Annotated in this window: 13 protein-coding genes and 1 pseudogene; 7 read left to right on the top strand and 7 right to left on the bottom strand. The window is 65.0% G+C overall.

The annotated features are described in order from the left end of the window. Positions 1-117 precede the first annotated feature (117 nt). Positions 118-1,029 carry a DNA/RNA non-specific endonuclease gene (locus HV786_RS16625; protein ID WP_128827373.1) on the bottom strand — a complete coding sequence of 304 codons (912 nt, stop codon included), beginning with the start codon at positions 1,027-1,029 and terminating at the stop codon, positions 118-120. A gap of 217 nt (positions 1,030-1,246) precedes the next feature. Between HV786_RS16625 and HV786_RS16620 the strand changes: the two genes are divergently transcribed. Further along, positions 1,247-1,573 (top strand): hypothetical protein, encoded by a 327-nt coding sequence (locus tag HV786_RS16620; protein ID WP_175211297.1) that lies wholly within the window; start codon positions 1,247-1,249, stop codon positions 1,571-1,573. Between the two features lie 36 nt (positions 1,574-1,609). Here the strand turns inward: HV786_RS16620 and HV786_RS16615 are convergent, their stop codons facing one another. Together HV786_RS16615 and HV786_RS16610 are read right to left on the bottom strand one after the other, a co-directional pair. After that, positions 1,610-1,951 carry a hypothetical protein gene (locus HV786_RS16615; RefSeq protein ID WP_128827374.1) on the bottom strand — a complete coding sequence of 114 codons (342 nt, stop codon included), beginning with the start codon at positions 1,949-1,951 and terminating at the stop codon, positions 1,610-1,612. A 267-nt stretch (positions 1,952-2,218) separates the two neighbouring features. Further along, positions 2,219-2,461, bottom strand: coding sequence for an HP1242/YdcH family protein (locus HV786_RS16610; RefSeq protein ID WP_056326879.1), 243 nt, complete (start codon positions 2,459-2,461; stop codon positions 2,219-2,221). 253 nt (positions 2,462-2,714) lie between these two features. Between HV786_RS16610 and HV786_RS16605 the strand changes: the two genes are divergently transcribed. Further along, a complete protein-coding gene (locus tag HV786_RS16605) occupies positions 2,715-3,866 on the top strand; it encodes a sterol desaturase family protein (protein ID WP_056326880.1) in 1,152 nt (383 codons plus the stop codon). A 78-nt stretch (positions 3,867-3,944) separates the two neighbouring features. Here the strand turns inward: HV786_RS16605 and ycaC are convergent, their stop codons facing one another. From ycaC to HV786_RS16590, 3 genes are all read right to left on the bottom strand, one after another. After that, positions 3,945-4,571: an isochorismate family cysteine hydrolase YcaC gene (gene ycaC, locus HV786_RS16600; protein WP_128827375.1), complete on the bottom strand. Its 627-nt coding sequence runs from the start codon at positions 4,569-4,571 to the stop codon at positions 3,945-3,947. 129 nt (positions 4,572-4,700) lie between these two features. Then, entirely contained in the window at positions 4,701-5,672 is a 972-nt protein-coding gene (locus HV786_RS16595) for a LysR substrate-binding domain-containing protein (RefSeq protein ID WP_128827376.1), read from the bottom strand. A 150-nt stretch (positions 5,673-5,822) separates the two neighbouring features. Next, the gene (locus HV786_RS16590; protein WP_128827377.1) at positions 5,823-6,776 is read right to left on the bottom strand and encodes an AraC family transcriptional regulator; all 954 of its coding nucleotides are present in this window, start codon (positions 6,774-6,776) and stop codon (positions 5,823-5,825) included. A gap of 318 nt (positions 6,777-7,094) precedes the next feature. Here HV786_RS16590 and HV786_RS16585 point away from each other — a divergent pair, with 318 nt between their 5' ends. The 4 genes and pseudogenes from HV786_RS16585 to HV786_RS16570 all read left to right on the top strand — a co-directional run. Then, complete coding sequence (locus HV786_RS16585; protein WP_128827378.1) at positions 7,095-8,141, top strand: aldo/keto reductase; 1,047 nt, start codon at positions 7,095-7,097, stop codon at positions 8,139-8,141. Positions 8,142-8,334: 193 nt separating this feature from the next. Continuing rightward, entirely contained in the window at positions 8,335-9,564 is a 1,230-nt protein-coding gene (locus HV786_RS16580; RefSeq protein ID WP_175211295.1) for an SMI1/KNR4 family protein, read from the top strand. Next, positions 9,561-10,247 carry a lysozyme inhibitor LprI family protein gene (locus HV786_RS16575; RefSeq protein ID WP_128827379.1) on the top strand — a complete coding sequence of 229 codons (687 nt, stop codon included), beginning with the start codon at positions 9,561-9,563 and terminating at the stop codon, positions 10,245-10,247. The genes HV786_RS16580 and HV786_RS16575 overlap by 4 nt, the downstream gene beginning before the upstream one ends. Positions 10,248-10,320: 73 nt before the next feature. Next, a pseudogene (locus HV786_RS16570) lies at positions 10,321-11,073 on the top strand (YoaK family protein); the annotation flags it as partial. A gap of 11 nt (positions 11,074-11,084) precedes the next feature. On the opposite strand, the gene HV786_RS16565 reads toward HV786_RS16570, so the two are convergent. Beyond that, positions 11,085-11,846 carry a hypothetical protein gene (locus tag HV786_RS16565; RefSeq protein WP_128827380.1) on the bottom strand — a complete coding sequence of 254 codons (762 nt, stop codon included), beginning with the start codon at positions 11,844-11,846 and terminating at the stop codon, positions 11,085-11,087. Positions 11,847-11,997: 151 nt separating this feature from the next. Here HV786_RS16565 and HV786_RS16560 point away from each other — a divergent pair, with 151 nt between their 5' ends. Next, positions 11,998-12,657: a thiopurine S-methyltransferase gene (locus tag HV786_RS16560; RefSeq protein ID WP_128827381.1), complete on the top strand. Its 660-nt coding sequence runs from the start codon at positions 11,998-12,000 to the stop codon at positions 12,655-12,657. The last annotated feature ends 31 nt before the right edge of the window (positions 12,658-12,688 follow it).

Genomic DNA, 12,688 nt, shown 5'->3' with positions numbered 1-12,688 from the left:
GTATGAAACGCGGTGTTTCGCTGCCATGCGGCACATGCTTGCGTGGCGGCGATTGTCCATCTGCGCGAGGCGGGTGGCCTCGGCAATCGCGCCATTCATCGCCGTCCTGCTCCTTCGTCAAGGCTTCGACGTTGGCAGCAGCTGCATACCCGTGCGCCGTGCGAATTCCTCGTAGCTGATGGGCGCGCCTGCCGTGGTGCTGGGGCTGTTGGCCTGCCAATGCACCCACGAGCGTCCGCTGGACGCATCGTAGACGACCTTGAACAGATGGCTTGGCACGGCCACGCCCGAGCCGATCTGTTTGGGCTTGTCGCCGTAGTACGGGCCGGTGAAGACATACACGTCGCCCGAGGCGCGCATTACGTACTTGCGCGTGTCCTGTTCGATCTGGCTCCACGGGCCGCCATTGTGGCGCTGGTCTTGAGGCACCATGTTGGCCAGCGAAAAGCTCTGCGCCATCGCTTCGGGGGTGGACATGTCGCCCGCCGGAGCCATGTGGCCGCGGGAATAGCCCGAGCCGCGGTAGTCCGTCAGTTCGGCACGTTCGGCGCGGGGCACACGCGCTTCGGCATAGAACTTGTCGGACCGCTGCATGTCCTGCGCCTGCGTCAAGATCTTGCGGTTCAGGCGCTCGGCCACGAACACCGGCGTCTTGGTCTGGCCGTTGTGCAAGATGGCGAAGTTGGAAAAGCACAGCTCGCGCAGGGCTTGGCTGGCCGGAACGACCGGCGGGCGCTGCTGCGGGAAGAACTGCGGACACTCGGCAAAGCGCGTGTGCGCCATGCCGCCTGCCGGCACCGCCGCGGGCGCGAACTTTTCGTGGGTCGGCCAGCCGACGCGCGCAAGAATGTCGTCAAGCGAAAACTGAGGGCGCCACTGCGGATTCAGCGCATAGGTGGCTGCGCCGAAGGCGGCCACCGAGGTCAGCGCGAATGTGCGCAGGAACCGGAAGATGCGGCCGCCGCTTGCGGCCTTGCTTCTGCTGGCTGGGGCTCTCTTTCTGGGTGCTGATTTCTTCGCGCGGGTCATGCTGCCTGTTTGTTGCGGGCCGGCGCCACTTCGCGCTCGGCAAGTGGCGGCATTGTAGATGACCGCAACATGACAGGCGCAGACCGGGCAATCGGGCCGACGCCGAACCGCGTCAAGGGCGTTGGCCGGGGTATTCTTATGCTCGTTCTAAATTCATAACCACAACGTCATAACCACAACGGCCGCACATGCCGGCCGCCAGGATTGGGGAAGTTCAATGAGATCGTCCGTGCTTTTCGTGGCCGCGCTCGTGGCGGGTTGCGCCTCGCCCGCGCCGGGAGACCTGGTCACGCAATCGAAGGTGCAAGCCATCAAGATCAACGTCACGACGTTCGATGAGATGGTTCGCGATTTTGGCCCGCCCCGCACGCAGAGCGTCAATAAGCAGGGGCTGCGCACGGCCTCGTGGTTCTACTTCAACAACAACGAGTTCGGCGCCATGCAGGATCAGCGCACACTGACCGTGACGTACAACAAGAACGGTACGGTCAAGGAATACGTGAATTCGTCCGCCGGAGAGAAGGACGGCGCGCGGACGCGATAGCGCGCAGTTTCACCCTCTGCGCCGGCCGGCAATGCCTCACTGCGCCGGCGCCGCCTTCGAGGCGTTCGCCCGAATCTGTTCCGACCGCTGGCGCTGCTCGGCGCGAATCGGGATGCAATCGACGACCAGCACTTCTTCGCCCGTGCGCAGGTCGATGACCTTGGTCGCACGGTAAAGGTTGCTGGGCGGGCCGCGATCCAGGCACGCGCGCTTGGCGCCGGAACTGGCGCGAAAGAGCTCGGGCACGCCTTCGTAGTGCGGGTTGGGCACGCTCCACTTGCCGCTCATGTCCTGGGTGCGCACCACATACTGGGCAAAGGCCGGACCGCCGCACAGCAGCATGGCCAATGCGCACGCGACGCCAACTGCGGTTCTCATGGCGGACGTTCCTTGATGGACGACGGTAGGGCAGCGTAGCAGCGCACTGCCGCCTTCGCCGTCCGCCAGAAGGATGAGGGATTTGATGCGCTCGCGCGCGCGTTCAACTCGCCGGAGGTCAGGCAGTCGATGGCGACTCAGAACAACCGTATTGTCCTGATGCCGCCTGAGCAGACGGTGGCGTACTTTCGGTCCGAAATGGCGAAGTACGCCGCCGTCGTCAAGGGCGCGGGCCTGGAATTGATGTAGCCCGCATGGAGCGGCAGGTCAGCTGCCGTTGCGCTTGTCGTGACCGTTCTGGTCGGCTGCGCGGAGCAGTCCGTAGAGCTTGTCCTTGAGGTGCAGTTTTTCTTTTTTTAGCACCTCGATCGCGGTGCCCGAGGACGGCGTGATGCCGTCCTCCATGTTCTGGATTTCCTGGTCCAGATCGTTGTGCCGCTGGAACAGCGCCGAAAAGTGAGCGTTTTCGGATTTCAGTTGGGTAATGAGCTCGCGGTATTCAGGGAACATAAAGGCCTCTTGAGGAACCGGTTGACGGGACCGACGATGCGCCTGGCTCGACGCCCTCATCAGCGTCAAGCCCATGACACGCCAACGCCAACGGCTTGTCAACCTCAGGGGCCGCGGCGGGCTTCCCGCCCGTTGATGGGGCGCAAGGGCTCCCTCAAAATGAGTCATTCTGTCGCGTACGTTCACCTTTAATTACAGGACGCTCTGTCCCCGGCGATACACTCGCTTCCCTTTGGACTGTCCCAGAACACCCATGAAAGAGCGCGCCCCGGTCTACCGCAGAGTGATGGACCTTTTCAAACAGGATGGCCGGATCCACCCCGGCACCGGCATGATGAGCGGCGTGATCGCGCTTTTCCTGGCGATCCTTTCGGTGCTGGGTGTGCTGGCGTTCCACTTTCCCGCCTATCTCACCACGCCGGAGCTGCGCAGCTTCTACTCGGTGGAGGCGATGCGCACGCTGCTGTTCAGCGCGCTGCTGGTGTCGGGCTCGATCGCGCTGGCCAATACCGTGCTTGGCCGCCAGCGCTGGCTGAATATCTCGGCCTTCGTGCTGGTCTGCTGCGCGGTGGCCGCGGGCGGCAGCCAGGTTGCCGTCACAGCGTCGAACGCAGGCGGCCATCCCTATCTGGGACTCGATTGGTTCATCCTCGACCTCTTGGCGTCCAGCACCGTCTTCATCATTTTCGAAAAGCTGACACCGCTCTATCCTGGCCAGCCCGTATTCCGGGGCGAGTGGCAGGTGGACATGAAGCACTTCCTCTTCAATCACCTGTCGGTGGGGGCCGTGCTGCTGTGCATCAACTTCTTCATTCACCGCCTGTTCTCCTGGGCGGCCTATGAACCGCTGCAACAGGCCATCCAGTCGATGCCGTATCTGCTGGAGCTGTTCGTGGCGGTGCTGGTGGCGGACCTGGCGCAATACGCCGCGCACCGCATTTATCACGAGGTGCCGTTCATGTGGCGCTTCCATGCCGTGCACCACAGCACGCGCACGCTGGATTGGCTGGCCGGCTCGCGCCTGCACATCGTTGAACTGTTGATCACGCGCGTGGCCGTGCTGGGCGTGCTGTTCGTCTTGGGCTTTTCGAAGGCCGTGCTCGATGCCTACATCATCATCGTGGGATTCCAGGCGGTGCTGATCCATTCCAACGTGAAGCTGCCGTGGGGCTGGCTGCGCTACATCATCGTCACGCCGGACTTTCATCACTGGCACCATTCGTCCGATACCGAGGCGATCGACAAGAACTACGCGGCGCACTTTTCCTTCATCGACTACCTGTTCGGCACCGCGGTGCGCGGGGTAGGCAACCGGTTGCCGCAACACTACGGTATTCTGGACAACGACATGCCAGGAACCTTCCTGGCGCAACAGGCATATCCCTTCGCCCGCAAGGCGAAATGACGAAGGCCCAGGCATATCGCCTGGGCCTTTTTTCATTGCCGTCTCAGCGGGTTACGGCCGGCAGTCCGGCCGCGCGCCTTACTTGGCCGACTTGAAGGCCGAATACGAAGCCATCAGGTTGCGGTAGTCGGGGATGTGGTTGGCGAACAGGGTGCCCAGGCCTTCCACGTCGTTGCGCCAGTCGCGGTGCAGTTCGCACGCCACCCCGAACCACGACATCAGCTGGGCGCCAGCCTGTTCCATGCGTCGCCACGCCGCATCGCGGGTGACTTCGTTGAAGGTGCCCGACGCATCGGTCACGACGAACACGTCAAAACCCTCTTCGATGGCCGACAGCACGGGGAAGGCGACGCAGACTTCGGTCACGACGCCGGCGATGATCAGTTGCTTCTTGCCGGTTGCCTTGACCGCCTTGACGAAGTCTTCGTTGTCCCAGGCATTGATGTTGCCGGGGCGGGCGATGTACGGCGCGTCGGGAAATTTGTCCTTCAGCTCCTGGACCAGGGGGCCGTTGGGGCCGTCTTCGAAACTGGTCGTCAGGATGGTGGGAAGCTTGAAGTATTCGGCCAGGTCGGCCAAGGCCAGCACGTTGTTCTTGAATTGATCGGGTTGGAAGTCGCGCACCAGGGACAGCAGGCCCGCCTGGTGATCCACCAGCAGAACGGCGGCTTGGGACTTGTCGAGCTTAACGTAGGGCTTGGTCATGGCTGATTCCTTTGGTCGATTCAGTTTTGCGCGGTGGTGCGCGGTGTTGAGAACAACGCTGAGTGCGTAGAAGGAATACTAATTTCAGGACGATACAGCCGCTAGTCCGGTGATTTGCACCTCAGTGTTCTATAAATTGAACGCCGGCGTTAGGGCGCCCAGCGTGGGAATGCCGTGGCGTGCCTGGGTTTCAGCCTCTCGGCGCGCGTTTTCACGATACTCCGCGCCCATGAAATCCAACAGTTCGCGCACGGCCGGCAGGAGGCCGCGGCGCGACGGAAAGACGGCATGCACGCTGCCCGGCTCGGGTTGCCAGGGGGCGCCCACGGTCACGAGCGTGCCCGCATCCAGTTCCTCGCGGATCATCAAGAGGGGCAGCGCCACGACGCCCACGCCGCGCAGCGCGGCCTGCTTGAGCGCCAGCATGTCGTCCGTGACCAGCCTGGGCATGAAGGGAACGGCAAGGCGCGCGTTGCCGGGTCCCAGCAGGCGCCATTGGCATTCGCGCTGCTCGGTCCCAAGCGCCAGGGTGGGTTGCCGGCTGATCATCTGCAAGTCGGCGGGGTCGGGCAACGAGCGGGCCAGCGCGGGGCTGGCGACCAGGCTCTGGCAGCTCATACCCAGGTTTTTCATCACGAGATCGCTGCTTTCGATGGCGCCGAAGCGCACCCGCACGGCTAGGTCAAAGCCTTCACGCAGCACGTCCACGGGCCGGCTGAAGCTCTTCAGGTAGACGTTCACCTTCGGGCACTTTTCCATGTAACGCGCCACCACGTTGCCCAGGAAGTAGTAGATGAGCGCGGGCGGTGCGGCGATGCGGATGGTGCCTTGCGGTTCAGCGTGGGTGCGGTCGATGACATCCTGCGCCGCTTCGGCGCCCGCCAGCATTGCCAGGCACTGGTCGTAGTATTCCTGTCCAAGTTCAGTCACGGCGAACGTCCGCGTGGACCGCTGGATCAGGCGCACGCCAAGGCGCTCTTCCAGTTGGGCAATGCGCCGGCTCAGACGCGACTTCGGGATGTTCAGCGCCCGGCCGGCCGGCGCAAATCCGCCATGCTTGACGACCTCCACGAAGAAATAAAGGTCATTCAGGTCGTGCATGCAAAATCCTCTCAGGTCGTCGGTGGGCCGCCGAGCATATTAAGGCGCGCGGCGCCGATTCCCTACAAATGCGCCATTACGCAGACAAATCCGGGTCGTCTTCGAGGCACAGGGGGATATCGGCTTGGCACCGGCGGGTCGGGGCTGCTCTCAGGCGGCCAGCGCGGTCTCGTCCTTCCAGCGCTGCTTGTCGCGCAGCGGCGGCGCTCCGAAAAGGCGGCTGTACTCGCGGCTGAACTGCGAGGAACTCTCGTAGCCCACGGCATGCGCGGCCAGCGCCACGCCGGCATCGTCCGTCAGCATCAGCCGCCGCGCCTCCTGCAGCCGCAGGTGCTTCTGATACTGCAGCGGGCTCATGGCGGTGGCCTGCTTGAAATGATGATGCAGCGACGACACGCTCATGTGCACGTCGCGCGCAATCTCTTCCACCCGCAACGGTTGCGCGAAATTGTCTCGCAGGATGCGGATCGCCTTGGCCACGCGGTTGAGCTGGCTATCTTGCAGCACCGTCTGGCGCAGCACGACACCCTGGCCGTTCATGAGCAGGCGGTACAGCAGTTCGCGCTTGATCATCGGCGCCAGGATCGGAATGTCGCGCGGCGTGTCCAGCAGCCGCAGCAGACGCAGCACGACGTCCAGGAGGGTGCTGCCCAGCGGGTTGACGCACAGCGCGCGCGAGGCTTGCTCAGGCACCAGCGGCGGCAGGTTTTCGTCGCTGATGAGCGCGGTGATTTCCTCGGGGTTCAGGTCCAGCCGCAGGCCCAGATAGGGCAGGGTGGGACTGGCGACGGACACCTTGGCCACCACGGGCAGGTCCACCGACGAGATCAGGAAATGGAAGGGATCGTATTCGTAGGTCTCATCCCCGATGAGCAGGCGTTTCGACCCCTGCGCAATGACCGCCAGCGCCGCCTTTTGCAAGGCCGGCTTCGCCCCCGACGGCTGCGACAGCCGGTGCAGGTACAAGCCTTCGATCGGCGTATCCAGTGCGCCTTCCAGGTTGCCGGTCATGCGCTCCAGCATGCACAGCAGCTCGGACCGCGCCAGTTCGCAGGCGGCGTCGTGACCGGTGGGGGCGAGCGATCGGGCAGGATTCAGGGACATTGACGGGCTCTCGAAGGCGCACCGTTCGTCACCTTGAGAGGCGACGGCGGCGGAGGATTGGGTGTCCGCCAGTGTATTGCCATCTCGGGCCTGAGGCGGCGTGTTCACGTGGGGGAATGGAGAATCAGGCAGGAATTCCGGAGAAAACGACGGGTCGGTCCGGCCTGGCTGTCGTGCCGGAGAATCAGGCAAAAAAAGGGCAGGATCAAGCAGCGCGTGCCGGGCCCGCCGGTCGCATACTGTCCGCATCCGGCAGGCTGCCGCAGCGGCGTTCCGTTCCGGAACCCGGCGCGCCCGCCAGCCCCTGAAGGAGCAAACATGCGATACAAGAAATTTGGCAGCACGGGCCTGTTCGTCTCGGAGCTGTGCCTGGGCACCATGACCTTTGGCGGCGAAGGCGAGCTCTGGAGCAAGATCGGCAGCCTGCAGCAGGAGGACGCCAACCGCCTGGTGGGACGCGCGCTGGACGCAGGCATCAATTTCATCGACACGGCGGACGTCTACTCCGAAGGACGTTCGGAAATCATCACGGGCCAGGCCCTGCGCGATCTGAACATCCCGCGCGAAGATGTCGTCATCGCTACGAAGGTCTTTGGACCGACCGGCGCGGGCGTGAACGCCCGGGGCAATTCGCGCGTGCACATCCTGGACGGCGTGAAGAAAAGCCTGTCGCGCTTGCAGCTCGACCATATCGACCTCTATCAGATCCACGGCTTTGACCCGGCCACGCCCATCGAGGAAACCCTGCGCGCGCTGGACACGCTGGTGCAGCATGGCCACGTGCGCTATATCGGGGTGTCGAACTGGGCCGCCTGGCAGATCATGAAGGCGCTTGGCATTTCCGAACGCCTGGGGCTGGCGCGCTTCGAGTCGCTGCAGGCCTATTACACGGTTGCCGGGCGTGATCTGGAACGCGAGCTCGTCCCCATGCTGCAAAGCGAGGGCGTCGGGCTGATGGTATGGAGCCCGCTGGCCGGCGGCCTGCTCAGCGGCAAGTACGGCCGGGACGGCGAAGCCGAGGCGGGCAGCCGCCGCGTGGCGTTCGATTTCCCGCCCGTGAACCGCGAACGCGCCTATGACAGCATCGACGCGCTGCGGCTGATTGCGGATGCGCGCGGCGTGTCGGTGGCGCAGGTTGCGCTGGCCTGGCTGCTGCACCAGCAAGTCGTCACCAGCGTCATCATCGGCGCCAAGCGCGTGGACCAGCTCGAGGACAACCTGGCGGCCACGGACATCCGGCTGACCGGGGAGGAATTGGCCGCGCTGGACAGGGTCAGCGCGCTGCCGCCGGAATACCCGGGCTGGATGCATGTCCGGCAGGGCGAATACCGGCGCCAGCAGTTGCGCGAATCGGGCGAGGTCTGACCCGCGCCGCGCTAGGGTAATCCTCACGGACCGGCGCCCGGCCGCCGGTCCGCGCCGGATGGGTGCCGTGCAGACTCATGGAGAAGGCCCAGGACAAACGCCGTAAATCAACGGCGGTCGGCCATCTTGGCCCGGCGATATTCACCGCTCGCTAGTAGAATCGGACCAGTCCCTTTTTCCTCGAAGCATCACCATGAGCGAGTTTTTCACGTCGGCCGAACTGCAGGCCTTGCGCGAGCACGGCATCGCTGTGTTCGCGGACCGCCTGCTGATCGATGTGCAGCCGCCATTGCCCGACGCCCGTATCGCCGAGATCCAGGCCCTGTGCGAAGGGCCGCTCCCGCCCGCGCTGCTCGACCTGTGGCGGCTCACCGCCGGGGGCGAACTGGCGTACGACCTGCGCGCCCAGATGGATGGCAATGAAGAGGCCCTGAGCTGGTCCGAACTCTTCTATGACGGCAGCGATCACTATCGTGACCTGCAAGGCTGGATCGAGCACGAACAGGAGTGCGCCCAGGACGCCGCCGCCGAGGACGGCGCCATCTGGAACGCGAAGTTGCGCTATCTGCCGATTGGCGGCTTCGAATACTGCGACCGCATCTACGTCGCCGTGGAGCCAGGGCCGCAGGCCGGCAGTGTGGTCGCGTGGAAGCAGGGCCTGCCGGGCTGGACGCACGCCTTGCAGCAGGACGGCATCGCCACGATCGCCCCGGACCTGCACGCGGCCTTTGCCGCGCTCCGCCTGGAAACCGACCCCGGCGAAGACGAGAACAGCACCGGCCTGCGCGTGCTGGAGTATCTGGATGAGCGCGTGTCGGACCATGGGATGCCGCAGGCGCTTGCCGACCGCGTGGCCGCCTTCCACCGGCGGGCGCTGGTGGACTGGCGCGGCCCGCTTGAGGCCGGCACGCTGGCCGACACCCCCAGTCTTGCCACGCTGGCCTTGCAGCACGCGCTGTCGCACGATGACGCCGGGCTCGTGCGTCGCCTGTCGGCGCAGGGCATGCGCTTCGATGCGCCGCTGCGCGGCAGCGCCCAACCGCTGGATGTGGCCCTGATGCAGCATGCGTACGCCGCTGCCCAGGCGCTGTTGGAAGCGGGCGCGCCGGTCAGCCCGACGGCCCTGCACCGGTTCGACCGGCAGCCGCCCGTCGCGCTGGTCGCCGCGCTGCTGGCGCACGGCGCCGTGGCCGATGCGCTGGGGGTTGCGCGCTGCGTCGCCTGTGGATCCCCGGAGGCCGCGCGTCTGATCGCGCAGGCGTGCGGCGATGGGCTTGCCGACGCATATGCCCAGGTCCGCGATTCGATGGCCAGCCGCTACCAGGAAGACCTCAAACGCGTGCGCGCGGGCACGCTGGGGCACTACCTGGGCGCGGAAGGCCTGGCCGAGCGGGTCGCCAACCTGCGGGAATTTTCGCTATGAATCGTCGCCTGGCCGCGCCGGCGCTGTGCCTGCTGCTGGGCAATGCGGCGGCCTGGGCGGCCGGCACGCCTTCTTTCGATTGCGCCAAGGCGCGCACCGACGTCGAAAAGGCGATCTGCGCCGATGACGCACTGGCCGGGCAGGATGCCAGCATTGCCAAACACTTCGGCAAGGCCAGGATGACCTTCGATGCCGCGACGGGCAAGGCGCTGACGCAAGACCAGCGCTGGTTCGTTCAGGTGCGCGACGAGGCGTTTGCGTCGCCGCCCGGCAACGATCCGCCGCAAAAGGAACTTGCCGACCGGCTGAAGTACCGCGATGCCTTTCTTGCGTCGCTGGTGCTCAAGCGGCGGCAGGGCTTCGAGGGAGACTGGGAGAACCTCGCGGGCGGCGTCTCGATCAACCGGCAGCCCGATGGCAGCCTGTCGTTCGACGGCTCCGCGGCGCATCCGGAAAACGGCCGTTGGGTGTGCGATGTCCGGGGCACGGGCGCCATCAAGAACAAGGTGCTGGTCGTCGAGACCGTCGATGCCGAGGGCTGGACGCTGACGTTGTCGCGCAAGGGGTACGGCCTTGTGGTGTCGGAAATCCCGCCGGCGGGGGCGGCCGATGCTGCGGGCCGGCCTTACTGCGGTCTGAACGGCGCGCTGGGCGGCGTTTACTATCCCGTATCCAGGCCTTGATCGATCCCGCCCCGGCGCGTCTAGAATGGTTTCCGAATCGCAGTGAATACGCTCTTCTGTTGAAAGGACTGGCGTGACCATCCCGTATCTGCGCCGGCTGACCGCCGTCAGCCGAAGCCCGCAAGCCAACCGCCATCTCGCCTATCTGCTGACCTTTACCGCCGGCGCCGTCAACGCGGGCGGTTTCCTGGCGGTCCAGCAATACACCTCGCACATGTCCGGCATCGTGTCCATGATGGCCGACCACATGGCGCTCGGCGGGGTGATCGTGGTGCTGCAAGGCCTGGCGGCGCTCTTGTCGTTCATGGCCGGGGCCGCCAGCTCGGCCTTCCTGATCAACTTTGGCCGCAGGTCCCGGCTGGCCAGCGAATATGCGTTGCCGCTGCTGCTCGAAGCCGTGCTGCTGCTCGTCTTCGGCCTGTTGGGCGCCAATCTCGAAACGCTGCGCTGGTTCTACGTGCCCGGCACGGTGATGCTGCTGTGCTACATCATGGGTCTGCAAAACGCGATGATCACCAAGGTGTCGCGGTCCGAGATCCGCACGACGCATGTCACGGGCATGGTGACCGATATCGGCATCGAGCTTGGCAAGCTGTTTTACTGGAACGTCGCCAAAGGCGATCCGCAGACGATGCCGCGGGTGCTGGCCGACCGCGGCAAGCTCATCGTCCTGAGCCTGATGGTGACCCTGTTCTTCGTGGGCGGCGTGACCGGCGCGTATTCGTTCTACAACTTCGGTTTTGGATCAACTTGGCCGCTGGCGCTGTTGCTGATGCTGCTGGCCGCGGTGCCGATCCTGGACGACATCCGCAGCTTCATGCACCGCGCAAAGGGCGCCTAACGCTGCCGCTTCGGCTTGGCGGCAGTGGAATGGCGCAGGAACACCTGCAGCGCGGCAAGCGTTTCGGCATGCAGCCGTGCCAGGCGGGCGTCCTTGGCGGGTTCGGTGACCGCATGGCCCCTGGCATCCAGCGGATAAGGCTCTTTGAGCAACCGCGCCATGTCGATCTGATAGAAGCTCGCGCCGCCGTACGGCCGCTTGCCATCGATGTAGGGCATGGGCCAGAAGCGATCGCCTTCGCGCAGCACGGCCTGTAACGCCGGCCCCTCGGCCTCGCGCCAGTCGGCGGCGCGCAGCAGCATCAGGTGCGCATCGCGCAGCGCAAACGTGCCGTCCGCGCCCACGCCGCTTTCCGGAAAGTCGAAGGCCTCCCGCATTTCGGCCGGCACGTCATAACGGCCCGGCGACAGGTTGCCGATCGCGCGCACATAGCGCGGCACCAGCCGGCAGACTTCGGCCATCCTGCGCACCGCCAGGGCATCGTCGGCGGTATCGAGCGTGCGGCGGACGATGGCCAGCGTATCGTCTCCGCCCAGCAGGGGCTGCTCGAAATCGATGGCGGGCGCCCCGGACTCGACCGGCATCCACTGCACGCGCAACAGGCGCATCAGCGCGGCATGCTGCGCGGTGTAGGGCAAACCGTCTGCCGGCGCCGAAAACACGCCGCGGATGATGGCATCTCGGCTGGGCGATGCCAGGGCGCGCAACGGTGCGGCGATCAGGCTGGCCAAGGTCAGGAGCAGGGTGCGGCGTTGCATGGGGCTCGGAGAAGTGAACGCGAGGGGACATAAGATACCGAAAAGCGCGGCGCGCGGGAAAAGCGCGCTGGTGCCGGCCCGGGAATACAATCCAGCGATCGTCCTGCGCGCAACGTGTGCGACACGGATCCTTTGGAGGAGCAGACAAGTCATGGACGCGGAATTCTGGCTGGAACGGTGGCGCGAAGGGCGCACGCATTTTCATCAGACGCGGGTCACGCCGTTATTGCAGAAATACTGGCCGTCGCTGGACGTGCCCAAGGGCGGCAAGGTGCTCGTGCCGCTTTGCGGCAAGTCGCTGGACATGGTGTGGCTGGCCGCCCAAGGCCATCAGGTGCTGGGCGCGGAATTGTCCAAGCTTGCCGTCGAGCAATTCTTTGCCGAGAACGAGCTGCGGCCAGTGATTCACGATTCGGTTTACGGGACCCATTACGTGGCCGGCAACATCGAGATCGTCTGCGGCGACATTTTCAAGCTGGATGCCCAGGTGCTGTCGCATTGCGTGGGCGTCTATGACCGCGCGGCGCTCGTTGCGCTGCCGGACGCCATGCGTGCCGACTACGTGCGGCACGTCTACGGTCAGCTGTCGCCGTCTTACCGGGGCCTGCTCATCACGCTGGACTATCCCCAAGAAGAGATGGCCGGTCCCCCGTTTTCCGTGGTGGACAGCGAGGTGCAGGCCATCTTTGCTGGCGTTTCGCCCGCGGTCATCATCGACCGCCGCGACATCCTCGACAAGGAACCCAAGTTCCAGTCGGCGGGCGTAAGCCGCCTGGACACCGTGGTCTACCGGTTGGGCGTGCAGGCCTGACCCGGTGCGCCCCGCTAAAAGGTCCGTTCGA

It is taken from the genome of Achromobacter mucicolens, assembly GCF_902859725.1.
GTDB lineage: Bacteria > Pseudomonadota > Gammaproteobacteria > Burkholderiales > Burkholderiaceae_B > Achromobacter > Achromobacter mucicolens.
Note: the sequence above shows the minus strand (reverse complement) of the source record. Positions and strands in the feature narration are given on the sequence as shown.